A 24,697-nucleotide genomic window follows, 5' to 3' on the forward strand; every position below is an offset into this window, starting at 1 on the left:
AGTTGTTCGTGAAGCCATCGCAGGATCAGCTCCCGGGAGGCACCAGTGTCCAGGAAGAACCGCTCCTTACCTGCCGTTGTCCTGAGCCCAGGCGTATGGCAATTCATCGCTGAGGTGGGTACGGCTACTGACGCAGTCGAGCAATCAGGGCTGCGCTTGCAAGCCGTCTTGGGAATCGCCTTGGTTTCAGTAAGTGGTCGCCGTCTGCGCCAGTCGCTTGAGTTACCACTTGGTCAAGCTTCCAAGAACGACTCACGCTCATCGACGGCTGCCACTCAGCTACTGGTAACTCACATCACGCCAAAGACCGGCCCTGTTTTCCTGCACATCAGATTGCCACATGAGATCGGTGTGGACATCTCATCGACCTGAACACCCACCCTACCCCTGTCCACTTACCCCACCGGGAACCCTTCCCGGCCGGGCAGCGTTCCCCTTCTTTGACTGGAGAACGTCATGTCCGATATCTACCTGGACGTCACCAACAAGATTGTCAGTGCCCTGAGCCAAGGGGTCATCCCCTGGATCAAACCCTGGACCACTTCAGGCTCAAGTGCTGACGCACCTTTCCCCATTAACGCGATCACCCGGCGACCCTACGCCGGCATCAACATTCCACTGCTGTGGGCCGAAGCGCGTCTGCGCGGGTACCGCCAGGATCGCTGGCTCACCTACAACCAGGCACGGAAAGCCGGTGGGCATGTGCGCAAGGGCGAACAATCGACCCTCGCGGTGCTGTACAAACCTATGAGCAAGGAAGCACACGACGAAGACGGTCAGGTCGTCCGTGATGAGCAAGGTAACGTCAAGATGGTGCAGTTCGCACTGCTACGGACGCATTGCCTGTTCAACATTGAGCAGACCGAGGGACTACCCAACGAAGAGCAGCCACGGAATGAGAGCATGGATTCGACAGCGTTCATCGATCATGCCCCTGCCGAGCAACTGCTGATCGCCAGCGGCGCAAGCATCGAACACCGCTATGGGGATGACGCGTTCTATCTACCAATACGGGATCTCATCCAACTACCTACCAAAGCCCAATTCGTGGACGTCGGCAGCTACTACGCGACCGCCCTACACGAGCTGACGCACTGGTCGGGTCACCACGCCCGCCTCAACCGGGAAGGCATCACTGGCGGGCATGGATTCGGCTCTGCGGCGTACGCCTTCGAGGAGTTAGTCGCGGAGATGGGCGCAGCGTTTCTCTGCGCCCTCACCGGCACCCAGGGCGAGTTGCGCCATGAGGAGTACTTGGCATCCTGGTTGAAAATTCTCAAGGAAGACAAGCGGGCCATCTTCCGCGCCAGCGGTCAGGCGCGAGAGGCGTCCGAGTACCTGTTGGCGCTGCTGCCAGATCAGGCTACCGAGGCAGCGGAACGGCTCACGGCGTGACTTTTCACCTTCAACAGAAAGGCCCCAACCGGGGCCTTTGTTTTACCTGCAACGCCAGCATCGGCCGCTGCAATTGAGCAAGCGATTACTGCAGCCAGCTCTCGACGACATCCGAGCCGTGCTCCTGCTTCCACTGCTTGAGGATTTTGTGGTTGCCGCCCTTGGTTTCGACGATCTCGCCGCTGTGCGGGTGCTTGTAGCGTTTAACTTCACGCGGCTTGCGCTGAGCGCCAGTGGAGGCGCTGGAAGTAGTCACGCTCACGCCTTTGGACGGGTCAAGAATGGTGATGACCTGGCGCAGGTTCATGCCGTACTCATCCAGCAAGGCCTTAAGCTTTTGTTCGAACTCGATTTCCTGCTTCAGGCCGGAATCGTTTTTCATCGCGTCCAGTTGTTGAAGTTGAGCAGCCAGTTGAGCTTCCAGCGCTTTGAATTCGGCAAGTTTGGACATGTGAAATCTTTCCTAGGATTGGGGCGTATGCAGCGATATTACCTGAAGCAAAAGTACTAGCCGAGCGTTAATTCGCTATTCAGCTAACTTTTCATGTCTCAAGATGTGCACATATCTATGTGACTAATCAGTCCGGCAAGAACTGGCAGAGGTGACCTACAAGTTCTCGAGGCGCGGGACTGTTACCAATTTTGAACAACATATCGCGCTGACTGCGTGGCAGCTGTTTCGCACAGCGCTTGGCTGCTGATCGAATGGCAGCATCGGTCCCATGAATCCGGTCGGCCAACAACACGATCAAAATGGCATCGCTCAACGTCATCAGACCATCTACCTCAAAATGATGCCGGGCAGTCTACCCCGCGAGAAAAGGACAAGCCATTCCGGCCCCAAACGTAACCCGATGCGCCAGTCTTCGAATTTTCGCGTTCGCGCAAAGGGCCAATGGGATAAAGGGTAACGGCGGCAATGGAAGGGGGCACAAGGGTAAGAGCTCTATCCGAAAAGGCAAAAGGACCATCTATATGCACGGCAGGTAATGCGATGAAGCGCTGGTGGTTCAAACATCAAAAAGGCAATGCCGCAGAGCCCACCCTCGCTGCAGCGCCCGTGGGGTTTCTTCTCCCGCTACCCGCTGAATCCCTGCTCTGTGCAGACCACCGGAAAAAGCTACTGGAGCGCATCTGGCAATACACGGCGCTCTCCGAGCCCCAGTTCGATCAGCTCTATCTCGACCCGATCCGCCGCTACGCCGTCTATGTTCAGCAACTTCCCGCCAGCGAAAGCCACCACCATGCCTATCCAGGCGGCATGCTGGACCATGGACTAGAACTGGTGGCCTGCAGTCTTAAGTTGCGCCAGTCGTACCTGTTACCCAGCGGCGCCGCGCCGGAAGACCAGGCCGCGCAGGCTGACGCCTGGAGCGCAGCGATCGCCTACGGCGCCCTGCTCCACGACATTGGCAAAATTGCCGTCGACGTGCAGGTGGAGTATCAGAATGGTGAGGTGTGGCACCCCTGGCACGGTCCTTTGAACCAGCCCTACCGCGTTCGCTACGTAGTCGGCCGCGAGTACAAGCTTCACGGCGCCGCCACCGGGCTGTTGTACACACAAGTTTTGACATCCCGTCAGCTCGACTGGCTCAGCAGCTATCCAATCCTGTGGGGCCACCTACTATTTCTGCTGGCCAACCACTACGAGCATGCCGGTACCCTAGGGGAATTGGTGCTGCAAGCGGACCGGGTGTCCACCGCGCAGAACATCGGTGCCAACCCCACCAAGGCCCTGCAGGCCCCCAAACACTCGCTGCAGCGTCACCTGTTGATGGGCTTGCGTCACCTGGTCAAGAACGAGCTCAAGCTCAATCAGCCCGGCGCCGCCGGTTGGCTCACCGAAGATCATCTGTGGCTGGTGAGTAAGACGGCCACAGATAAACTGCGCGCCTACCTACTGACTCAGGCGGTGGATGGCATCCCCTGCTCCAACATCGCCTTGTTCGATGAACTGCAGTCGTATGGACTGGTGGATGCGACATCGGAGGGCAAAGCGATATGGAGCGCCACCGTAGCAGGCGATGACTGGCAACATCGCTTTACCTTTCTCCGCCTGCAACCGAGCCTGATTTGGGCCGATGAACCGAGGCCGGACTGCTTTGAAGGCACGGTTGAACCGATGGTGGACGGTCCACTGTCTACCAGTGAAACCAACAAGCCGGCCCCAAATCAGCCACCAACAGCACCACAAGCAAAACAAATCGGCGCCGTGCTGCAGAATCAGGAGTATGACTACCTCGACGATCTCATGGACATGTTGCAAGACCCGAGCGAATGCGACAGTGGATCAGCCTCTGAGCAGGTACAACCCGCCACTGCGCCACCCCAGGAAGATGCGGGGTTGGCCTTTATCGAATGGTTGCGCGAGGGAATCCACAATCACCGCTTGTTGATCAACGACAGCAAGGCAAAGGTTCACTCTATGGACGGAACTTTTTTTCTAGTCACGCCTGGCATTTTCCAACGCTACGCCGCGGAGCATCCAGAGCATGCCGGAAGGGACGACAAAATTGAACCCTGGCGGCGCATACAACGCGAATTTGAGAAGCTGGATGTTCACCTGAAAAGACCTGATGGCCAGAACATTTGGTCTTGCAGCGTACGAGGCCCGCGGAGATCCTCATCGCTTAACGGCTACATCTTGCGTGATGCCAACCTTCTAGGTATGCCGCCTCCGCCAAACAACCGGTTCCTGTCGCTACGATTTCCGACGCCCTAGATGAGCCCCTGCGCGAGCTTGATCCACACTTAGAGAGCAACTCAGGCTAGGAAACTCACAGAGAGTGGAGAAATAAACAGTAATACTGTTTCCCTGCACGAAAAAACAGAATTCCTGTTCACGATTTGTGGATTCAATACACGTAAAGTGTATAGCGTCATCAAAACGCGTATTTTTATACATAGTGAAAAACACTCCTCGTACATTGCCCCCTTGTAAATCGCGGCCTCCAGCAATTTTCTAACAAATTGCTTGCCCATCAAGATTTTCTCGCTAAAGTATTCTCCACACGAATCAGATCCATAGGTTAGCCAAGAGGCCGGCCTCGTTGCGCACTTTTTAAATCAACTGGGGAGCCCGCTAGTGGGAGAGTGGTCGAAAAGTATTGGTGAGCACGGGGAAGACATCGTCTTCTCTTTCCTGAGATTCATTGGCTGGAAAGCAGCCGTCCGGGGCATTGACGTCAGCTGCATCCACCCTGATGGGCACAAAAAGTCGGCATCAGCATCCGAGCGGACAAGTCACGGTATTGACTACGTGTATACGGGACAGTCTCCCCTCGAGGATGGCGTCCTCAAGCACCTCTGTATCTCGTCAAAATTTTCGACCAAGGCATACCTACGCCCCTTGGTGAGCACCTTCAAAAGCCACTTCAGCGACCTAGCGACAGCCATTGAGTGCTTCAAACGCTCATCGCAGAAAAAACAGCTCAACGCTGGCTATACCGGGATCAGCGCGGAGGTTGTAGCGGGCGTGTTGTTCTGGATCAACGGGGAGGACGTCAAAGATTTCGATGCCGTCTCTGAGGTTGCATCCAGTAAGAAGCTGGACGACTCCAGTTTCGGCACCATCTATGTGGTCGACAATCGTCGCGCCTGCTTCCTGTACGAGGCCATCTCGTACATGCGCAACACATACGGCGCCGCTAACGTTAAATTCCTCTACCCCTCCACTGGCAAGAATGTTGACCCGTCCCAGCGTATAGCTGCTGGTGATGTACTGCCCGCTGAGTACCTCACAAGCGGGATCATTCCCTTCTTCATCCAAGTAGGTGATGCGAAGAGCCTGGCCATCTGCTGCGACGATGACTTTAGCGAAGAAGGTCTGCGCCGGCTTATCGGCTATTTGTCCTCGGTAGCGTTGGATTTCCCGCAGAAGGTGGTCATCGCGTTCCCTGATTACAATTTCGGTGATCATAGCCGCCAGGCTGCCCTGGCCAAGGGATCTATCGCCAACAAACACTTTGCCGAACTGGTTGAAGTGGTCAGCTACCGCTCGGACTTTAGGGGGATTGCGTAATGCATTTGGATGATGAAAATGCGATCTTGCCCCAAGGCGAAAATCTTAGAGCCTATCTCGTCCAACCCTTTGTGTCCAAGGGCGATCTGAAGCATCTGCTCCGCCGTCGCGGCGTGTTCATCTCGCAGCAGGATAAGGAACAAAGCATCCCCTCGCTGACGCTATCACTGCTCAAGCCCAGTGAATTCGTGGAACTGCAGCAGCTGTATACCGCGAAAGAAGACAACCCCAAGATCACAACGCAGATCATCGAGTGGTCAGGCACTGAGACCTTGATCACCAGCATCCCTGACGACATCGACGTCAACAAGGTGCTGGACCTGGATTTCAAAAATTTCAAAGTCCTGAATGCCCCCAGCTTCTACCCAGCTCCCAACAGCGACGACGCCATCCGCATGGATTTCGAAATCGAGCGTTTGGATCGCTCCAAGAGCTGGGCTGATTCGCACAAGCGTTTTAAGGCTTCTATCGAAATCCAGAAGAGCAAAGACAAAGACGAGCTGATCATTATCAGTACCCATACCGCCCCAGAGACAAAGCAAACGAACCGGGCCGTATCAAGGCATCTGATCAACCACTTCAAGGTCGAGGGCCAGATCGCTCAGAAGGCCAAGGTGCGGCAAATCCGTTTTCGCGACTTCACGAATGCAAAGCGGTTTGACTATTTATTGGGACTCACGCGCGACAGCAGACACTCGTCAATCACCTTTAAAGAGGTGGTGGACATCGGTCTGGTGCCAGACGAAGACCACACGCTCCCAGAGCAGCTGGAATGGATGGAGGAGCGGATCCGTGGCCTGGATTTGCGCGGTACTGGCCTTGAGGACTCAGACTTTTTAAGCAACCTCGCCTACCGGCCTTGCCTATTGATCCACCGCTTGGACGCTAAATTCAGGTTTAGCCTTTCCGGCATGGACGGACACTGCGTGATTTCGCTCGGCTTCCCCGATTTCAACAATGGACACAATCGGGATAGCGAAATCGAACTGCGTATCAAAAAAATTGACTTCGATGAGCCTCGCCGCACCTTGGACAAGAATGAAGCCAAGCAAACAATCCTCAAAGAGCTCGAATTTGAAAAGATTGAAACCTTCAAAAAGCTCGCCAACGTCGAAGAGACTGCGTAGCGCAGGCAAAGTCAATCCACGTTAAGCCCAGCGGGGGGCTTTGACCTCCCGCTGCTCGCGGACAAGACCATCCAGTTACTAATGAAATTCAAACCGGGTGGTCGTCCTGAAAAAGCCACTCGATCTAAAAAGAATCAAAATGGCTTTTGACACAAGCTTCAGGGATCTCAGGAGCGAAGTACTCAAACCGCCCTAGGAATAGCTTCAACCGACTTCTTCAAGCTCTTCGATTGCCGTCCACTCAAGGCAATTTGCCGGCTTCGGTTTAGAGGCATCAAGCAGATAATCTAGGAGAGACTTCACCTTCTCGGCTGACTCTGCATCCTCTTGGATTCGGACAAATGCTCGGTATGGCTTTTCGTCCTTAGATTCCTTGCCAAATAACGCCGTCTCGAAACATGTCCGGCACGCAACGAGCCTGACACGACCCTCTGCGTTGTCGAGCTTCAGCACTGAGGCGATGGTTCCATTCATTCCCCAAGCCGGGTTGCCCTTGCCAGCGACCGTAAGCGGGCTGTCAGTATCGTGCAGGATCGTAAACTGCTTGGAGAACTGCAGGAGAACCTTTGCCAGGGATGGAATGATTCCTTTGCCGCGGGCCCGAATGATTTGGACGTCCTTATATTCCTCTATGTACATATCCCTGATGATCGAGAACGCCGTGTACTCAGTGTCGCCCTCTACGATGATCTGTCTGCCACCGAAGAAGAACTCGTTTACGTAGGGATCACAAACGTTGAGCATCTTGAGGTTTTTCTTGTCGTCATTATCCAGCTTGGCTCGGGTGGGCCTGTAGAGCGTCGTGCTCTCAACTTCGTTGCCCTCTCCACGGTACACCCGAACGATGGTGGTGTTGTCCTTGGACAGATCAATGAAAATCGGTGAGTGCGAAGTAATCATCACCTGCCAGTTACCCGTCTGCGGCAGATCGTAAAGCACTGCTCTAGCCTCCCGGATCGCAGAGGGATGCAGGCAAATCTCAGGCTCATCCAGAAGCAGGACATGCGGCCTCGTACCTTCGCTATCCTTCGCCTCGGACAGGTACTTCAGCGCAGCCCACAACAGTGTTCGACGAGCGCCGCTCCCCTGATTGGCTATACCTGACAGGTAGCCATCCTTCGGGCCCATCAGCAGGTCGGCAGTGGTTTTGAATGGGGTGTAGGCCTTTTCGATGTCCAACTCAGGTTTGGCGTCGAATTTCACATGGTGGTTCGGGAATAGTCGGTCGAGGTACTTGGTGATCTCAGACTCGATGGACGTAACCTCTGCCTCAGTCGCTTCCACAGCTTTGGTCTGGAGCTCTTTGATCTTCTCGATGACAAGCTCGTAGTCAGAAAGCGCTTGAGTGGGATCCGACTTGATCTGTTGGACACGCTCTTTGAGCAAGGAGCTGATCAGGTTGACGATCTCATTCGCTTGGGCGTCGGGTGAAGCGAATGCGTCAATGCGATGGGGACGCGGACGTTTGGCGTTGGCCACGTTTGGAGCACCCCAAGGCACCTGGGCATCCCAGTCACCCTTTTGCACATCGAAGCCTTGGCGTACGGGATCCCTAGCTGGGCTGTCCCAAATCCAGCGCTCGCGGATCAAGAACTCGCCATTGACCTGCACGTCGACCCATCGATCCCCTGGTGCATTGCTGAAGACAATGGTCTGTAGCTCGATGGTTGGGAGCGCATCCCTGTCGACCTCTCCATTGGGAAAGTCACTGATACTGAGCTTGCCTGCGGTAGACCCATGAGACATTACGATTTCATAGGCTCGCAGGATACTGCTCTTGCCAGCGTTGTTCGCACCAACCAGTACAACGATGTCATCCAGTTCGATCTCTACCGGGATTGAACCAATTGAACGAAAATTTTGGATGATTAGTTTATGCAGTCTTGGGCGAGGCGTGCCTTCTTCAACCAGTGAAACAATTTCAGCTACTGCGGGCTTCTTGGCCATACACAAATCCCTGTAATCGTAATTTGATACCCAAGACTGCTGGACTTCGGGTCAAGCAAATATCGTCATCGCCATCAAGCATGTCAATGTGACATCATTGCAAATATTTACCGGCTCGAATGTCTCCCGGGGACGTAGCGAGTGACCACAGAGCGAGATCTACCTTTCCTTGGACCATCAATAAGCTTTCTGCTTGAGTTTCCTGACCACAGGCAAGCGGAGCGCGCAGATTAGGAAGACCGGCGGGGTGAAGGATGTCAGCCCGAGAGGGTCGAGACTTGGCGGGGCATCAAAGCCCGGTATAGGACAGCCAGGCAGCTGACAGCGAGTGCCCAACGCCTGCAAATGAGTGAAAGCGGGTCTGCTGGGCAAAAAATTCTAGGAGAGCACACTGAAAGTCAGCCCCCAAAACATGGGCTAGGGTATGGGCTGAAACCGATAAGGCACAAGAAAACCCAGAAAATCAGGGTTTTAATGAGAAATAGTGGCGGAAGCGTAGATTCGAACCGTCCAAATTGCGCCATCATAACTCCCTGCCGGCTGATCGCCATCCAGCATCCAATGACTGCAGTTCACCCCAATTTTCGTGTCACTGCGTCCGAGATTCTGACAACTCTGAATTCCTGAGGGACAGGGTGTTGAAACTCGGTGGGGCAAAAAGTGGGGCAAAATTGCTAACCAGTGAAAAACGGCCAAGCATAAAAAAATCCAGTCACCGCTAAGTGACTGGATTTCTTGGAGTATTTTGGTCGGGACGGAGTGATTCGAACACTCGACCCCTTGCACCCCATGCAAGTGCGCTACCGGGCTGCGCTACGCCCCGACTGGGCTTGAAGCATGTTCTCAATCTTGCCGAGAACGTTGAAGAATTTACCCTAACCCTCTGATAAATGAAAGCTTTTTCTCAAAAAAATTTCCACTCATCAGAAAAGCCCAGCTCACTTCTTCAAAACCACCAACACATCCTCCAATTCAACAATCATCTGCCGAATCAGCTGCTTGTACTGGCTGGATTCATCCTTAGCCTCATCACTGGAGAGCCGCAACCGCGCCCCGCCAATGGTGAACCCCTGGTCGTAAAGCAGCGCGCGAATCTGGCGGATCATCAGCACATCCTGCCGCTGGTAATACCGCCGGTTCCCCCGCCGCTTCACAGGGTTAAGCTGGTCGAACTCCTGCTCCCAATACCGCAGCACGTGTGGCTTTACGGCACACAACTCACTCACTTCACCGATGGTGAAGTAGCGTTTGCCCGGTATGGGGGGCAGTTCGTCGTTATGGCTTGGTTCCAGCATAGGCCTCAACCCGGGCCTTCAACTTCTGCCCTGGACGAAAGGTGACGACGCGCCGTGCGGTGATCGGGATCTCTTCCCCTGTTTTGGGGTTGCGGCCCGGCCGCTGGCGTTTGTCGCGAAGGTCGAAGTTGCCGAAACCGGACAGCTTCACCTGCTCGTTCTCTTCAAGTGCGTGCCGAATTTCTTCGAAAAACAGCTCGACCAGCTCCTTGGCCTCACGCTTGTTAAGCCCCAGCTCCTCGTACAGCCTTTCGGCCATCTCAGCTTTCGTCAGAGCACCCATGCCGTTATTTCCTTAACGTGGTGTTCAACCTTTGTTCGAGCGAGGTGAGGATGTTTTGCAGGGTAGTGTTCACCTCATCGTCGTTAAGAGTGCGCGATGGATGCTGCCAGGTCAAGCCAACGGCAAGGCTTTTTCTATCAGGATCAATGCCTTTACCTTGGTAGACATCAAACAGCCTGAGGTCTGTGAGCCATTCGCCTGCATTGTCACGAATTAATTCAAGCACCGCGCTAGAAGCTACATCACGTCCTGCAATCAAAGCCAGGTCACGACGGGTTTCCGGGAACTTGGACAGCTCGCTGAATTTCGGCAGGCGGCCTTCGACCACGTCGCCCAGCACCAGCTCGAACAGGAACACCGGGCGGTCCAGGCCCAGGGCTTTGGCCAGCTCTGGGTGGATGGCGCCGAGGTAGCCGACCAGTTTGCCGTCGCGCTCGATGGCGGCGGTTTGGCCTGGGTGCAGGGCTGGGTGTTTGCCGGCGCTGAAGGTGAAGTCGCTCAGGGCGCCGGAGTAGCCCAGCAGGGCTTCGACGTCGGCTTTGACGTCGAAGAAGTCGACGCCGTCGCGGCCGTTGGCCCAGCCTTCTGGCAGGCGGCTACCGGTGATGACGCCGGCGATCATAGGCTGTTGCTGCAGGTCACCCAGCTGGCCAACGAAGCGCAGGCCGCTTTCGAACAAGCGCACGCGGTCTTGCTGGCGGTTCAGGTTGTGCTGCAGTGCCTTGACCAGGCCCGGCCACAGCGAGGCGCGCATGGCGGCCATGTCGTTGGAGATGGGGTTGGCCAGCAACAGCGGCTCTACGCCCGGGCTGAACAGTTCGAACAGTTTCGGGTCGATGAAGCTGTAGGTGATGGCTTCCTGGTAGCCGCGGGCAACCAGCAGGCGGCGCAGGGTTGGCAGGTCACCGCGGGTTTCCGGCTTGCCCTGTGGGGCCAGGCGGGCTTGCGGGTAGCGAACCGGCAGGTTGTTATAGCCGTACAGGCGGGCCAGCTCTTCGATCAGATCCACTTCCAGGCTGATGTCGAAGCGGTGGCTTGGGACGGTTACGGTCCACTGCCCTTCCCCATCACGGGTCGTGGTCAGCTCCAGGGCGTTGAGCAGTTGCTCTACCTGGGCTGGGTCCATCTGCATGCCGAGCATCTGGGTGATGCGTTCGTCACGCAGGGTGACCGGGGCCACGTTCGGCAGGTGCTGTTCGCTGACAGCTTCGACCACCGGGCCAGCTTCGCCGCCGACGATGTCCAGCAGCAGCTGGGTGGCGCGCTCGATGGCTTCGCGGGCCAGCTGCGAGTCGACGCCGCGCTCGTAGCGGTGCGAGGCATCGGTGTGCAAGCCGTAGGAACGGGCTTTACCGGCGACGGAAATCGGCTCGAAGAAGGCGCTTTCCAGGAACAGGTCGCGGGTTTTTTCGGTGTTCACACCGCTGTGCTCGCCACCCATCACGCCGGCGATGGCCAGGGCGCGGGTGTGGTCGGCGATGACCAAGGTGTCGGCGCGCAGGGCAACTTCCTGGCCGTCGAGCAGGACGAGCTTTTCGCCCTCTTCGGCCATGCGTACGCGGATGCCGCCGTTGATTTCTGCCAGGTCGAAGGCGTGCATCGGCTGGCCGAGTTCGAGCATCACGTAGTTGGTGATGTCGACGGCGGCGTCGATGCTGCGCACGTCGCTGCGGCGCAGGCGTTCGACCATCCACAGTGGGGTCGGCTTGCTCAGGTCGACGTCACGGATAACGCGGCCCAGGTAGCGTGGGCAGGCCGCCGGGGCGCTGACTTCGACCGGGCGCACTTCGTCGTGGGCAGGCGCTACGGCAGGCACCACCGGGCGGGTGACCGGGGTGTCGTACAGGGCGCTGACGTCACGGGCCAGGCCGGCGATGGACAGGCAGTCACCGCGGTTCGGCGTCAGGCCGATTTCGATGCTGGCGTCGTCCAGGCTCAGGTAAGTGCGAATGTTTTCGCCAACCGGGGCATCAGCCGCCAGTTCCAGCAGGCCGTCGTTCTCTTCGCTGATTTCCAGCTCGGCCGCCGAGCACAGCATGCCGAAGGACTCGACGCCGCGCAGCTTGGCCTTTTTGATCTTGAAGTCGCCAGACAGCTCGGCACCGATCATGGCGAACGGGACCTTGATGCCTGGGCGGGCATTAGGCGCGCCGCACACGACCTGGAAGGTTTCCTGGCCGTTGGTCACCTGGCATACCCGCAGCTTGTCGGCGTCCGGGTGTTGTTCGGTGGCGAGGATTTCGCCCACGACAATGCCGCTGAACTGGCCGGCAGCGGGGGTAACGCTGTCGACTTCGAGGCCGGCCATGGACAGGCGGGCGACCAGTTCGTCACGGGAGACTTGCGGGTTTACCCAACCGCGCAGCCACTGTTCACTGAATTTCATGCTGTTCTCCTAGAATGTGCGTCGATTGGGCCTAGCGGAATTGGGCAAGGAACCGCAGGTCGTTATCGAAGAACAGACGCAAATCGTTGACGCCATAGCGCAGCATGGCCAGGCGCTCGGCGCCCATGCCGAAGGCGAAGCCCTGGAACTCTTCAGGGTCGATGCCGGACATGCGCAGCACGCTTGGGTGCACCATGCCGCAGCCCATCACTTCCAGCCAGCCGGTTTGCTTGCACACGCGGCAGCCGTTGCCGGAACACATCACGCACTGGATGTCGACTTCGGCGGACGGCTCGGTGAAGGGGAAGAACGATGGGCGGAAACGCACCGCCAGTTCTTTCTCGAAGAATACGCGCAGGAATTCTTCGATGGTGCCCTTGAGGTCGGCGAAGTTGATATCGCGATCGATCAGCAGGCCTTCGACCTGGTGGAACATCGGCGAGTGGGTGATATCCGAGTCGCAGCGATATACGCGGCCCGGGCACACAATGCGAATGGGCGGCTGGGTGGACTCCATGGTCCGCACCTGCACCGGCGAGGTGTGGGTACGCAGCAGCATGTTGGCATTGAAGTAGAAGGTGTCGTGCATCGCCCGGGCCGGGTGGTGGCCGGGGATGTTGAGCGCTTCGAAGTTGTGGTAGTCGTCTTCGACCTCTGGGCCTTCGGCAATGCCGTAGCCGATGTGGGTGAAGAACTGCTCGATGCGCTCGAGTGTACGGGTGATCGGGTGCAAGCCACCGGTGGCCTGGCCGCGGCCTGGCAGGGTGACGTCAATGCATTCGGCAGCCAGGCGAGCGCTGAGCTCGGCTTCTTCAAAGGCGGCCTTGCGGGCATTGAGCACAACGGTGACGCGCTCTTTGGCGTCGTTGATCAGCGCGCCGACTTTCGGCCGCTCTTCGGCTGGCAGGTTGCCCAGGGTCTTCATCACCTGGGTCAGCTCGCCCTTCTTGCCGAGATAATTAACCCGGATCTGTTCCAGGGCATTGATGTCTTCAGCGCGCTCCACGGCCTCTAGGGCTTGGGAGACCAGCGCATCCAGGTTTTCCATGTACAGACTCCAGATACGAAAATAGGGGAAGAGCTTTGAAGGCTCTTCCCCTATCGATGACGTTCAATGCCCGACGGCGCTAGCGCCGCCGGGTGATTGTCGCGGGTACTTAAGCCAGAACGGCTTTAGCTTTCTCGACAATCGCAGCAAACGCCGCTTTTTCGTTCACTGCCAGATCGGCCAGAACCTTACGGTCGATTTCGATCGAAGCCTTTTTCAGGCCAGCAATCAGACGGCTGTAGGACAGACCGTTGTTGCGAGCACCGGCGTTGATACGAGCGATCCACAGTGCGCGGAACTGACGCTTCTTCTGGCGACGGTCGCGGTAGGCGTATTGGCCTGCCTTGATGACCGCTTGCTTGGCTACGCGGAATACGCGCGAGCGTGCACCGTAGTAACCTTTAGCCAGTTTCAGAATTTTCTTGTGACGCTTACGAGCGATGACGCCACGCTTAACACGAGCCATGAGTAACTTCCTCTATCTTAACCAGAATTAACGAACGCGCAGCATGCGCTCGACTTTTGCCACGTCAGACGGGTGCAGCAAGCTGGCACCGCGCAGTTGACGCTTACGCTTGGTCGACATTTTGGTCAGGATGTGGCTCTTGAAAGCGTGCTTGTGCTTGAAGCCCGAAGCTGTCTTCAGGAAGCGCTTCGCAGCACCGCTCTTGGTTTTCATTTTTGGCATGTTGAACTCCGCATTCGAAAAAAATTACACAATAATCATCAGGCCTGCCGTGCCCGGGAGATTACTTCTTCTTTTTGGGGGCGATGACCATCATAAGCTGGCGTCCTTCCATCTTCGGATGCTGCTCAACGGTGCCGTATTCAAGCAGGTCAGCTTCAACCCGCTTCAACAGCTCCATGCCCAGCTCCTGGTGGGCCATCTCACGACCACGGAATCTCAGAGAGATCTTGGCCTTGTCCCCATCGGTAAGGAAACGTACCAGGTTGCGTAGTTTTACCTGGTAATCCCCATCCTCCGTCCCTGGACGAAACTTGATTTCTTTGATCTGGATCTGCTTCTGGTTTTTCTTGGCTTCGTTGGCCTGCTTCTTCTTCTCGAAGAGGTGCTTGCCGTAGTCCATGACCTTGCAGACCGGTGGTACCGCGTCTGCAGAGATTTCTACCAGATCCAGCTTCGCTTCATCAGCGATACGCAGCGCTTCATCAATCGAGACGATGCCAACCTGCTCGCCGTCTGCGCCAATTAACCGAACCTCGCGGGCCGAGATATTCTCGTTGATCGGGGCCTTCGGTACAGCACGCTTATCGTTTCTCATTTCACGCTTAATAGTCATTACTCCGATTCTTGGCGACCACGCCGGGAAACCGCTTGTGTCAGAAGCTCAGCGAATTGGGCGACGGGCATGGAGCCCAGGTCTGCGCCTTCGCGAGTACGCACTGCAACGGTCTGCGTTTCGACTTCGCGATCCCCTATAACCAAAAGGTACGGGACCTTGAGCAAAGTATGCTCGCGGATTTTAAAGCCGATCTTCTCATTTCTCAAGTCCGACTTGGCACGGAAACCGCTACCGTTCAGAGATTTCTCAACCTCGAGGGCGAAATCGGCCTGTTTGTCGGTGATATTCATGATCACCGCCTGGGTCGGTGCCAGCCACGCCGGGAACACGCCAGCGTAGTGCTCGATCAGCATGCCGATGAAGCGCTCGAACGAACCGAGGATGGCACGGTGCAGCATGACCGGGCGAACACGGCTGTTGTCTTCGGCGATGTAGCTGGCGTCCAGACGCTCTGGCAGGTTCGGGTCGTACTGCAGGGTACCACACTGCCAGTTACGGCCGAGGCAGTCGCGCAGGGTAAACTCGATTTTCGGGCCGTAGAAGGCGCCCTCGCCTGGCTGGTATTCCCACTCAAGGCCCGATTCGTTCAGGGCGTCGGCCAGTGCGCTTTCGGCACGATCCCACAGCTCTTCGGAACCAACACGCTTGGCCGGACGAGTGGACAGCTTCATGGCGATGTCGCTGAAGCCGAAGTCCTTGTACACGTCCAGGGTCAGCTTGATGAAGTCGGCGGCTTCTTTCTTCACCTGTTCTTCGGTGCAGAAGATGTGCGCGTCATCCTGTACGAAGCCACGCACACGCATGATGCCATGCAGGGCGCCGGACGGCTCATTACGGTGGCAGGCACCGAACTCGGCCAGGCGCAGCGGCAGGTCGCGGTAGCTTTTCAGGCCCTGGTTGAACACCTGCACGTGGCACGGGCAGTTCATCGGTTTTACCGCGTAGTCACGGCTTTCCGACGAAGTGGTGAACATGTTCTCGGCGTAGTTGGACCAGTGGCCGGAACGCTCCCACAAAATACGGTCGACAACCTGCGGCGTCTTGATTTCCAGGTAGCCGTTGGTGCGCTGAACCTGGCGCATGTACTGCTCGAGTACCTGGTACACGGTCCAGCCGTTGGCGTGCCAGAACACCATGCCCGGGGCTTCTTCCTGCAGGTGGAACAGGTCGAGCTGCTTGCCGATCTTGCGGTGGTCGCGTTTTTCGGCTTCTTCGATGCGCTGAACGTAGGCAGCCAGCTGCTTCTTGTCGGCCCAGGCGGTGCCGTACACGCGCTGCAGCTGCTCGTTCTTGGCATCACCGCGCCAGTAGGCACCGGACAGCTTGGTCAGCTTGAATGCCTTGAGGAAGCGGGTGTTCGGCACGTGCGGGCCGCGGCACATGTCGACGTATTCTTCGTGGTAGTACAGGCCCATGGCCTGCTCATCCGGCATGTCTTCGACCAGGCGCAGCTTGTAGTCTTCGCCACGGGCCTTGAACACGTCGATGACTTCGGCGCGCGGGGTCACTTTCTTGACCACGTCGTAGTCTTTCTCGATCAGCTCCATCATGCGCTTTTCGATGGCGGCCATGTCTTCAGGGGTGAAGGGGCGCTCGTAGGCGATGTCGTAATAGAAGCCTTCGTCGATAACCGGGCCGATCACCATCTTGGCGGTCGGGTACAGCTGCTTCACCGCGTGGCCGACCAGGTGGGCGCACGAGTGACGGATGATCTCCAGTCCCTCTTCATCTTTAGGGGTGATGATCTGCAGGGTGGCGTCGTGACTGATCAGGTCGCAAGCATCGACCAGTTTACCGTCGACCTTGCCGGCGACGGTGGCCTTGGCCAGGCCGGCGCCGATGGAAGCGGCAACGTCGGCTACGGATACGGCGTGATCAAACGAACGTTGACTGCCATCGGGAAGAGTAATAGTGGGCATGGCGCCTCCTCTCCTAGTGGTGACCCCTACCAAAGGTCACGTGGGTTGGGATGAGCCAGTACAAGATCCGACCTGCCCTCCTTTATAAGGAAGCCTGCCTCACAGTGGCAGAAGCCTTTCGGCTTGCAAGGGACGAACCAGAGTGACTGGAAAGAAAAAAGATAGCTGCAGCCGGCACAGCGCGACCACAAGCCGAGCATGCTAGCACGCGGGTTGCACCCCAGGCAGAAATATTTGGAAATTGCACCGCAGCGGTGAACTAACGCGGAAAAATACCGCTCAGACTTTGGGAAGCAACCTACTCTTGATGAGACCTTAACCCAAGGAGTAACTGGTTATGCGAGTTCCGTCTCTTCTGGCCCTGGCGGCCGCTGGCGCCCTGCTGCTGCCCGTGGCTGCGAACGCCGGCAACTTCCCAGCCGGGAAGGAGGCCGCCTACACCGCCCAGTGCACGCAAGTGGCCGGCAGCCAGGGCGTTGACGCTGCCACCGCGAAAAAACACTGCGACTGCGGCGCACAAGCGATCAAAAAGAATTTTACCGACGCCGAGATTGCCGACCTGGACAGCAAGGATGGCGTTGACGCCAAGCTGATGCAGAAGGCCCAGACCGTGGTACAACAGGCCTGCGCACCGAAGCGCTGAAACCTTAAAGCCGGTGGTGGCTGACGATTATTTTGCGCTGGATCAACATCCGGTGAAGGTAAAAGGCGCTAGTTCCGCAGAATTAGACTATGATGTCATCTGTGCCAGACAGCTCAGGCGTCTAGGCACTTCGAAAAATTTCAAGTTTCTGGAGATTCATCCCATGTCCAATCGCCAAACCGGCACCGTCAAATGGTTCAATGATGAGAAAGGCTTCGGCTTCATCACCCCACAAGGCGGCGGCGACGACCTGTTCGTTCACTTCAAGGCCATCGAATCCGACGGCTTCAAGAGCCTGAAAGAAGGTCAGCAAGTTTCCTTCGTCGCCGAGCGCGGTCAGAAGGGCATGCAGGCTGCACAGGTTCGTCCGGAGTAATTCGGAAGCTGTGAAAAAACCCGCCCTTGTGGCGGGTTTTTTTATGGGCGCTTACCAGGCGGTATACGCTGCTCTTTGCGGCCCTTTCGCGGCACGAGGCCGCTCCTACAGGGGCCGCATGGGCCTTTGGAGCTGCATCAACCGCAGTTGACGCGGGTTACCTTGCCTTGCTCGTCCACGTTCAGGTTCAGGCGGTCGGAGCGGTATTCCAGGGTTACTACATCGTGCGGCTTGAGGATGCGTGCTGTCTGCGAGCCACTGCCCTTGCGCGCCTGCTCCAGCAGCTCGGCGCTGCCTGGTTTGCCAATGGCAAAATCGGCGCCGCTGGCTTCGCAGCGGCCATCGTTGCCAGCCGATGCGGCCGGCGCATCGCCACCAGCGTTGCCACCTGTGCTGCAACCAGCCAGGACAGCAGCCACCGCCAGGGTTGCCAGGTAAGCACGGGTACGGAACATGAAGCCTCCTAAATGGGTCCGGGAACTGTCTGTTCCGACAGCTCCGCTCAGTATTCGTTGCAAAACCGGTCAAGTCTGCCTGAACTCTAGCACCGAGGCGAAAAGCAATCGTGACCGGATTTTGCACAACCCCCTGCGTTTGCCATATGCTTAGCGCGCACAGTCACTGGCGCAAAGCCATGATTTGCTGCAAGAAGTGGAGCGCATCCCGCCTCCATCGAGCACCAGGGTCAGGTGCTCCCCCTTCGTTCCGGGCCCCCAGCGAGAGCTTTTCATGAGTACCCACAGCATCGATGCCGACATCAAGGTCAAATGGGCCGAGGGCCAGAGCGCGTACAGCCCTGGCACACCGGAAGAATTGCTGTTGATCGCCATCGACCTGTTGGTACGGGACAACGGCGCCGAGGCGGCACGCAGCTTCATCGACCAGGTGTTCGAGCGCTACGCGCCGCACGCGGCTATTCCAATCGCGCCAGACGTGCGCTGAGCAGGTCGAACAGCCCCTGGGCATCGCCCTGCTCCACCCACAGCACATTCGCCGGCTGCTTGAGTACGCCGTACCAGTCGGCAATGGTCTGGCCGAAGGTCGGGCCTTCACGGCTGTCGATGCTCATATGGATGCGTCGGCCGCTGAACAGCTCTGGCTTCAACAGGTAGGCAATGACGCTGGCGTCATGCACCGGCCCCCCGGGCATGCCGTACAGGTCCATGTCGTGGGTGATGTAGGCATTGAGGATATCGACCACGCGCTTGCTGGCCTGATTGTTCACGGCTGCCAGTTGTTTCAGGCGGGCGTCGCTGGTCAGCAGCTTGTGGGTGACGTCCAGCGGCAGGTAGGTGAGTGGTACACCGCTGGCCAGCACCACTTCGGCGGCGTGCGGGTCTGCGTAGAGGTTGAATTCTGCTGCCGGGGTGATGTTGCCGCCATTGAAGTGGGCGCCGCCCATGACCACCACCTCCTTGATGCCCTGAGCGATGTCCGGGCGCTGGATCAATGCCAGGGCCAGATTGGTCTGCGGGCCGAGCATGGCGACGGTGATGCTGTGCGGTTTGGCTGCGCCGAGGGTATCGACCAGGAATTGCACGGCATTCCCCTGGGCCAGGGCCGCTTTCGGCTCGTGCACCTGCACACCGGTAAGGCCTTCTTCGCCATGAACGTCGGCGGCGTAGATGGGTGTGCGCACCAGTGGGCGGCCGGCGCCGGCATACACAGGAATGTCTTCGCGGCCCGCCCATTCGCGGGCCAGGCGGGCGTTGCGCGAGGTTTTATCCAGGCGCACGTTGCCGGCCACGGTGGTGATGGCACGGATATTGAGCTCGTCAGGCGAGGCCATGGCCAGGAACAGCGCGACCACGTCGTCGGCGCCGGGGTCGGTGTCTATGATCAAGTCGATGGGGGCCGCCTGGAGGGTGGTGGCTGTGGCCATGAAGGCGATTCCTTGTAGCAGGGGCTTGAGCATAGGGGCACTCCTGTTGCCTGGGTAGAGGGTTCCGGGGCCGCGCTGCGGCCCAATCGCCTGCAAGCCAGCTCCCACAGGTACAGCGCGACACCCCTGTGGGAGCTGGCTTGCAGGCGATCGAGGGCAAAGCCCCCGCGTTCAGAAAGTGACGCCGGAGATGAGGGCGATGTTGCTGTAGGGCTGGCACTCACCGGTGCGCACCACCGCGCGGGCACTGCGCGACAGCACCTTGAAATTTTCATGGCTCAGCCATTCGCGCTTGCCCAGCTTGCCCTTCAACCGCTCGATCTCTACCAGCGCCGGCGGCACCACTTTCTGCATTTCTTCAGCCAGCACATGCCGCTCTACCTGCAACTCGCTCAGCACTACCCGCAAAACGCTGGCGAAATCCGGCAGACCGGGCGTGATGGCAAGGTCGATCATTTCCACGCCCGGCGGCACCGGCAGCCCGGCATCGCCGATCACCAGGATATCGCCATGCCCCATGCCGGCAATGACCCGCGACAGGGCAACGTTCAGCAAGGGGGTTTTCTTCATGGTGTCAGCTCCGCCAGGTAGGGAATGGACGGCTGGGCACCGGCACGGGTAACCGACAAGGCGGCGGCACGCTGGCCAAAGGCAATGGCCTCGCCCTCCTCCAGCCCCCGAACCAGCCCGGCAGCAAAGCCGCCAATGAAGGTATCGCCAGCAGCAGTGGTGTCCAGCGGTTGCACCACAGGCGCCGGGAAGTGCTGGTGGCCCTTGGCAGTCACTAGCAAGGCCCCTTGCGCGCCCAAGGTGATGATCACTTTGCCCGCCCCCAGCTGAAGCAGGCGCTCACCGGCGCGCCGGGCGCTGTCCTGGTCGGTCACCGGCACCCCGGTCAGGGCTTCGGCCTCGCTTTCGTTAGGCGTGAGGTAATCGATGCGCGCAAACCAGTCCGCCGGCAAGGGGCCGGTGGCCGGCGCCGGGTTCAGGATCACCTGTTTGCCCAGTTCATGCGCCCTCGTCAGGGTCCAGGCCACGGTGTCGGCCGGTACTTCCAGCTGGCAGATGACCACCTCGGCCGCCTGCAGCAACGCATCAAAGCGCTGTACCGACTGCGGCGTCAGCAGGCCGTTGCCGCCAGGAATGATGACGATGCAGTTCTGGCTGGCAGCATCCACGGTAATCAGTGCCACACCGCTGGACACCCCTGGGCAGGTGCTGACGCCCTGGCAATCGATGCCCTCGACATACAGGGCCCGGTGCAGTTGCCGGCCATAGTCATCGTCACCCACGTTGCCGATCATCGCCACGCTGCCGCCGAGCCGCGCCACCGCCACGGCCTGGTTTGCGCCTTTGCCGCCCGGCACGGTGAAAAAGCTTTCGCCGGGGAGTGTTTCGCCGGCCCGGGGCAGGCGCTGGGCGCGGGCCACCAGGTCCATATTGAGGCTGCCGACCACCACAACCTTGGCATTCATGACGTTTCCTTAGCGTTAGCGGTAATCGTTGAACAAGTCCGGGCGCGGCCCGGTGGACTCACGCAGCACGATGCGCGGGGCCACAATGCGTTGCTCCGCCGCACCTTGCCGGGGTGTTCCTATACGTGTCAGCAACAGTGAGGCGGCGCTCTCGCCCAGCTCGCGAATCGACTGGCCCACGGTGGTCAACGGCGGATACACGTAGCGGCTCAGCTCGATGTCGTCGAAGCCGATCACCGACAGCTCGCCGGGCACGCTGATATTGCGTTCGGCCGCAGCACGCAGCACGCCGAAACCGATCATGTCGTTGCCGGCAAAAATCGCCGTGGGCCGTTTACCCTCCAGCACCTGCGCCGCTGCTGCGTGCCCACCCGGGCTGGTGAAGTCGCAGTGCAGCACACGGCTGCCCAGCACCGGCACGCCGGCTTCGGCCATGGCGCGGCGGAAGCCGTTCAGACGCAATTGGGTAACCCCGGTTTCTGCCGGGCCGCCAATATAGGCGACATCGCGGTGGCCAAGCTCCAGCAGATGCTGGGTGGCCAGGTAGGCGCCGTGTTCGTGGTCGATGCGCACCAGGTCGGCATCCACGCCTTCCAGCTCACGGTCGACGATAACCATTGGCGTGCGCACGCAGGCCAGGCTTTGCAGCAGGTCGCTGTCCTGGCCCACCGAGGCCACCACCAGGCCGTCGATGCGCTTTTCCAGCAGCACGCGCAGGTAACTGCGCTGCTTCTGTGGGTTGTCATCGGAGTTGCACAAAATTACACAGTAGCCGTTGCGCTCACACGCGTCTTCAATGCCACGTGCCAGCTCGGCGAAGTATGGGTTGACGCTATTGGGCACCAACAGGCCGATGGTGGCCGTGCTGCGCGCCTTCAGTGAACGCGCCACCGCGCTGGGCACGTAGTCCAGCTCGATAATGGCGGCTTCAACCTTCTGCCGCACGTGTTCGCTCACCGGTCGGGTCTTGTTCAGTACATGGGACACAGTCGTGTAGGAAATGCCCGCCAGTGCCGCGACGTCTTTGATGGTTGCCATATTGTCAGTTCCGCCGGGCTGCACGCCGGCTGCGGTAAGTGTCGAGCACCACGGCGATGACGATCACCGCCCCGGTGATGATGCGTTTGGTCGGCTCGCTGGCGCCAATCTGAGCCAGCCCGGCGGCCAGTACCGAGATGATCAGTACGCCAAAGAAGGTGCTGATGACCGAGCCACGCCCGCCCATCAGGCTGGTGCCGCCGATCACCACGGCGGCGATCACCTGCAGCTCCAGGCCGGAGCCGGCATTGGGGTCGGCCGCCTCCAGGCGCGATATCTGGAACAGCGCGGCCAGGCCTGCCAGCAGCCCCATCAGGGCGAACACCAGCACTTTGTACGGGCGCGGGTCGATACCTGCCAGGCGCACCGCCTCTTCATTGGTACCGATGCCGATCAGGTAGCGGCCGAACACCGTGCGGGTCAGCACCAGATGGGCCAGTACGATCACCAGCAAGGCAATGATGAACGCTGGCGAAATACCAAAGGCAACCGGGTTGGAAAACCACGCATAGGCATCGCCGATATAGGCGGTGCGCGAGTCGGTGAACTGGTAGGCCAGGCCGCGGGCCATTTCCAGCACGCCAAGCGAGACGATGAACGACGGAATACGCCAGGCCACCGTAACGCCGCCGGTAATGCTGCCGGCCAGTGCGGCCACGGCCATGCCCAGCAGCGCCGAGGGCAGCGGGTCCCAGCCCCAGCCGAGGATGGCCACACTCACGGCAGAAGCCGCCAGGGCCAGCACCGAGCCCACCGACAGGTCGATTCCGCCGATGATCAGTACAAAGGTCATGCCCACCGCCAGCACCATCAGGTCGGGGATCTGGTTGGCCAAGGTACTGAAGGTGTTGTAAGACCAGAAGTGGCTGCTGAGGAACGAGAACAACACAATCATCGCCAGCAAGGCGCCAGCCAGGCCCAGGTAGGTGCCCAGGCCAAAGTAGGTGCCAGTGCGGCGCACAGGGGCGGCGCCTTGGCTATCGAGCGGGGTGGTTTTCATGCGTCCATCCTGGGGGCTGCATCGTGCAGCAGTGCGTCACGTTTCTGATAACCGGCAAAGGCTGCGGCCAGCAGCTGGTCCTGGCTCCAATGATCACGCTCGAAGGTGTCGATCAGGCGACCGGCCGACAGCACGGCGATGCGGTCGCAGATCAGCATCAGCTCGCGCAGGTCGCTGGACACCACCACCAGCGCCTTGTCCTGGCGCGCCAGTTCGGCCAGCAGGCCATAGATGTCGAACTTGGCACCCACGTCGATGCCTCGGGTGGGCTCGTCGAACAGCAGCACCTGGCAGTCGCGCTCCAGCCAGCGGCCAATCACCACCTTCTGCTGGTTGCCGCCAGACAGCTCGCCCACAACCTGGTGGGCGCCGGCACTGCGAATACGCATGGCCTGGATCTGGCGCTCGGCCAAGGCCTGCTCTGCCTGGCCGTCAAGCACGCCAGCGCGTGACACCGCGCCCAGGTTGCCCAAGGCGATGTTGGCGCTGATCGACTGCGTCAACAGCAGGCCCTCGCCTTTGCGGTCTTCGGTAATCAGCGCGATACCCGCCTTTACGGCAGCCTTGGGCGAGTCGATGGTGACGGTTTGTAGTGGTTGGCCGAGCGCGATGCTGCCACTGTCGGCACGGTCGGCGCCGTAGATCAGCCGCAACAGCTCGGTACGGCCGGCACCGATCAGGCCGGAAATGCCGAAGATCTCCCCTGCCCTGACCTCAAACGACACCTCGCGCACCTTGTCAGCACGGCTGAGCTTGTCGACCTTGAGCAACGGCGCGCCGATCTGCCGCCGGCCCAGGTCGATATGCTCGCCCAGCTCGCGGCCGACCATCAGGTTGACCAGTTCGGCACTGCTGTAGCGCTGGATTGGCTCGTCGCACACCAGCTTGCCGTCGCGCAGCACGACGATGCGCTGTGCAACACGCTGCAGTTCTTCCAGGCGGTGGGAAATGTAGACGATGGCCACGCCACGCTGGCGCAGGCGCTCGATCTGGGTGAACAGCAGCTCCACCTCGCGCGCGGTGAGCATCGCGGTGGGCTCATCGAAGATCAGCACATGGCAGTCGCCGATCAGGTTGCGGGCAATCTCGACCATCTGCTGATGGCCAATGCCCAGTTCGCCCACCGGGGTATCCGGGTCGATGGCATCGAGCCCTACCTGCGCCATGGCGGCGGTGGCCAGCTGGCGCAGGCGCTTGTGGCTGATCCAGCCGAAACGGCTGGGCAGGTTGTCGAGAAACAGGTTTTCCGCCACGGTCAGCGTCGGCAGCAGGTTCAGCTCCTGCATGACCATGCGCACACCCAGGCGCTCGGCCTCGCTGCGGCTGGCAGGCGCATAGGCTTGGCCGCGGTAGGTCATGCGCCCGCTGGTGGGCACCTCCAGGCCGCTAATGAGCTTGGACAGCGTACTCTTGCCCGCGCCGTTCTCGCCGGTCAGGGCCAGCACTTCGCCGGCCCGCAGGCTCAGGCTGACCTCGCCGAGCACGGGCTGGGCGTAGGTCTTGCCCAGCCCGCTGGCGGACAGCACCACTTCATGGGCCGATGCAGCCATGGCCGTTT

General features: G+C 59.1%; 25 protein-coding genes and 1 tRNA gene. 7 read left to right on the top strand and 19 right to left on the bottom strand.

Going from position 1 to position 24,697, the window contains the following annotated elements; all coding sequences use genetic code 11:
- The first annotated feature begins 456 nt into the window (after nt 1-456).
- Nucleotides 457-1,395, top strand: a complete 939-nt coding sequence (locus E8E78_RS17570; protein ID WP_280337120.1) for a zincin-like metallopeptidase domain-containing protein — start codon at nt 457-459, stop codon at nt 1,393-1,395.
- Between the two features lie 85 nt (nt 1,396-1,480).
- Here E8E78_RS17570 and E8E78_RS17575 read toward each other — a convergent pair whose 3' ends face one another.
- Together E8E78_RS17575 and E8E78_RS17580 are read right to left on the bottom strand one after the other, a co-directional pair.
- A complete protein-coding gene (locus tag E8E78_RS17575; protein ID WP_102690004.1) occupies nt 1,481-1,846 on the bottom strand; it encodes a histone-like nucleoid-structuring protein, MvaT/MvaU family in 366 nt (121 codons plus the stop codon).
- 127 nt (nt 1,847-1,973) lie between these two features.
- Complete coding sequence (locus E8E78_RS17580) at nt 1,974-2,168, bottom strand: hypothetical protein (protein WP_223843529.1); 195 nt, start codon at nt 2,166-2,168, stop codon at nt 1,974-1,976.
- A 221-nt stretch (nt 2,169-2,389) separates the two neighbouring features.
- Here E8E78_RS17580 and mobH point away from each other — a divergent pair, with 221 nt between their 5' ends.
- The 3 genes from mobH to E8E78_RS17595 all read left to right on the top strand — a co-directional run bounded on the left by mobH (nt 2,390) and on the right by E8E78_RS17595 (nt 6,543).
- Nucleotides 2,390-4,117 (top strand): MobH family relaxase, encoded by a 1,728-nt coding sequence (gene mobH / locus E8E78_RS17585; RefSeq protein WP_280337121.1) that lies wholly within the window; start codon nt 2,390-2,392, stop codon nt 4,115-4,117.
- A gap of 363 nt (nt 4,118-4,480) precedes the next feature.
- Entirely contained in the window at nt 4,481-5,416 is a 936-nt protein-coding gene (locus tag E8E78_RS17590; RefSeq protein WP_280313864.1) for a hypothetical protein, read from the top strand.
- Complete coding sequence (locus E8E78_RS17595; RefSeq protein ID WP_280313863.1) at nt 5,416-6,543, top strand: hypothetical protein; 1,128 nt, start codon at nt 5,416-5,418, stop codon at nt 6,541-6,543. Before E8E78_RS17590 ends, E8E78_RS17595 begins: the two co-directional genes overlap by 1 nt.
- 204 nt (nt 6,544-6,747) lie before the next feature.
- On the opposite strand, the gene E8E78_RS17600 is transcribed toward E8E78_RS17595, so the two are convergent.
- The 10 genes from E8E78_RS17600 to thrS all read right to left on the bottom strand — a co-directional run bounded on the left by E8E78_RS17600 (nt 6,748) and on the right by thrS (nt 16,725).
- Nucleotides 6,748-8,490, bottom strand: coding sequence for an AAA family ATPase (locus E8E78_RS17600; RefSeq protein ID WP_280313862.1), 1,743 nt, complete (start codon nt 8,488-8,490; stop codon nt 6,748-6,750).
- A 746-nt stretch (nt 8,491-9,236) separates the two neighbouring features.
- Nucleotides 9,237-9,313 (bottom strand) — tRNA-Pro (locus tag E8E78_RS17605).
- Nucleotides 9,314-9,428: 115 nt separating this feature from the next.
- Nucleotides 9,429-9,785, bottom strand: coding sequence for a MerR family transcriptional regulator (locus E8E78_RS17610; RefSeq protein WP_003250681.1), 357 nt, complete (start codon nt 9,783-9,785; stop codon nt 9,429-9,431).
- Nucleotides 9,766-10,068 carry an integration host factor subunit alpha gene (gene ihfA, locus E8E78_RS17615; protein WP_003250679.1) on the bottom strand — a complete coding sequence of 101 codons (303 nt, stop codon included), beginning with the start codon at nt 10,066-10,068 and terminating at the stop codon, nt 9,766-9,768. Before ihfA ends, E8E78_RS17610 begins: the two co-directional genes overlap by 20 nt.
- A gap of 4 nt (nt 10,069-10,072) precedes the next feature.
- Nucleotides 10,073-12,454: a phenylalanine--tRNA ligase subunit beta gene (pheT, locus tag E8E78_RS17620; protein ID WP_049274824.1), complete on the bottom strand. Its 2,382-nt coding sequence runs from the start codon at nt 12,452-12,454 to the stop codon at nt 10,073-10,075.
- A 31-nt stretch (nt 12,455-12,485) separates the two neighbouring features.
- Nucleotides 12,486-13,502 carry a phenylalanine--tRNA ligase subunit alpha gene (gene pheS / locus E8E78_RS17625; protein ID WP_016487883.1) on the bottom strand — a complete coding sequence of 339 codons (1,017 nt, stop codon included), beginning with the start codon at nt 13,500-13,502 and terminating at the stop codon, nt 12,486-12,488.
- A gap of 109 nt (nt 13,503-13,611) precedes the next feature.
- A complete protein-coding gene (gene rplT, locus E8E78_RS17630) occupies nt 13,612-13,968 on the bottom strand; it encodes a 50S ribosomal protein L20 (RefSeq protein ID WP_009394046.1) in 357 nt (118 codons plus the stop codon).
- A 27-nt stretch (nt 13,969-13,995) separates the two neighbouring features.
- Nucleotides 13,996-14,190, bottom strand: coding sequence for a 50S ribosomal protein L35 (gene rpmI / locus E8E78_RS17635; protein WP_003250667.1), 195 nt, complete (start codon nt 14,188-14,190; stop codon nt 13,996-13,998).
- A 61-nt stretch (nt 14,191-14,251) separates the two neighbouring features.
- Entirely contained in the window at nt 14,252-14,803 is a 552-nt protein-coding gene (gene infC, locus E8E78_RS17640) for a translation initiation factor IF-3 (protein ID WP_016499016.1), read from the bottom strand.
- Entirely contained in the window at nt 14,803-16,725 is a 1,923-nt protein-coding gene (gene thrS, locus E8E78_RS17645) for a threonine--tRNA ligase (RefSeq protein WP_049274825.1), read from the bottom strand. The genes infC and thrS overlap by 1 nt, the downstream gene beginning before the upstream one ends.
- A 337-nt stretch (nt 16,726-17,062) precedes the next feature.
- Between thrS and E8E78_RS17650 the strand changes: the two genes are divergently transcribed.
- Together E8E78_RS17650 and E8E78_RS17655 are read left to right on the top strand one after the other, a co-directional pair.
- The gene (locus E8E78_RS17650; protein ID WP_016499014.1) at nt 17,063-17,368 is read left to right on the top strand and encodes a hypothetical protein; all 306 of its coding nucleotides are present in this window, start codon (nt 17,063-17,065) and stop codon (nt 17,366-17,368) included.
- A gap of 163 nt (nt 17,369-17,531) precedes the next feature.
- Entirely contained in the window at nt 17,532-17,744 is a 213-nt protein-coding gene (locus E8E78_RS17655) for a cold-shock protein (RefSeq protein WP_016499013.1), read from the top strand.
- A gap of 137 nt (nt 17,745-17,881) precedes the next feature.
- Here E8E78_RS17655 and E8E78_RS17660 read toward each other — a convergent pair whose 3' ends face one another.
- Nucleotides 17,882-18,199: an I78 family peptidase inhibitor gene (locus E8E78_RS17660; RefSeq protein ID WP_016499012.1), complete on the bottom strand. Its 318-nt coding sequence runs from the start codon at nt 18,197-18,199 to the stop codon at nt 17,882-17,884.
- Between the two features lie 274 nt (nt 18,200-18,473).
- Here E8E78_RS17660 and E8E78_RS17665 point away from each other — a divergent pair, with 274 nt between their 5' ends.
- The gene (locus tag E8E78_RS17665) at nt 18,474-18,686 is read left to right on the top strand and encodes a hypothetical protein (protein ID WP_016499011.1); all 213 of its coding nucleotides are present in this window, start codon (nt 18,474-18,476) and stop codon (nt 18,684-18,686) included.
- Here the strand turns inward: E8E78_RS17665 and E8E78_RS17670 are convergent.
- From E8E78_RS17670 to E8E78_RS17695, 6 genes are all read right to left on the bottom strand, one after another.
- A complete protein-coding gene (locus tag E8E78_RS17670) occupies nt 18,658-19,659 on the bottom strand; it encodes a nucleoside hydrolase (RefSeq protein WP_084967397.1) in 1,002 nt (333 codons plus the stop codon). The genes E8E78_RS17665 and E8E78_RS17670 overlap by 29 nt on opposite strands.
- Nucleotides 19,660-19,797: 138 nt before the next feature.
- Nucleotides 19,798-20,196 carry a D-ribose pyranase gene (gene rbsD / locus E8E78_RS17675; protein ID WP_016499009.1) on the bottom strand — a complete coding sequence of 133 codons (399 nt, stop codon included), beginning with the start codon at nt 20,194-20,196 and terminating at the stop codon, nt 19,798-19,800.
- Nucleotides 20,193-21,101 carry a ribokinase gene (gene rbsK / locus E8E78_RS17680; protein WP_049274716.1) on the bottom strand — a complete coding sequence of 303 codons (909 nt, stop codon included), beginning with the start codon at nt 21,099-21,101 and terminating at the stop codon, nt 20,193-20,195. The genes rbsD and rbsK overlap by 4 nt, the downstream gene beginning before the upstream one ends.
- 15 nt (nt 21,102-21,116) lie before the next feature.
- Entirely contained in the window at nt 21,117-22,139 is a 1,023-nt protein-coding gene (locus E8E78_RS17685; RefSeq protein ID WP_016499007.1) for a LacI family DNA-binding transcriptional regulator, read from the bottom strand.
- 4 nt (nt 22,140-22,143) lie between these two features.
- Entirely contained in the window at nt 22,144-23,139 is a 996-nt protein-coding gene (locus tag E8E78_RS17690; protein WP_049274715.1) for an ABC transporter permease, read from the bottom strand.
- On the bottom strand, nt 23,136-24,689 hold the full coding sequence (locus E8E78_RS17695; protein WP_049274714.1) for a sugar ABC transporter ATP-binding protein: 1,554 nt from the start codon (nt 24,687-24,689) through the stop codon (nt 23,136-23,138). Before E8E78_RS17695 ends, E8E78_RS17690 begins: the two co-directional genes overlap by 4 nt.
- Nucleotides 24,690-24,697 lie beyond the last annotated feature (8 nt).

The organism is Pseudomonas sp. BN505 (assembly GCF_029873175.1).
In the GTDB taxonomy this organism is placed as follows: Bacteria; Pseudomonadota; Gammaproteobacteria; order Pseudomonadales; family Pseudomonadaceae; genus Aquipseudomonas; species Aquipseudomonas putida.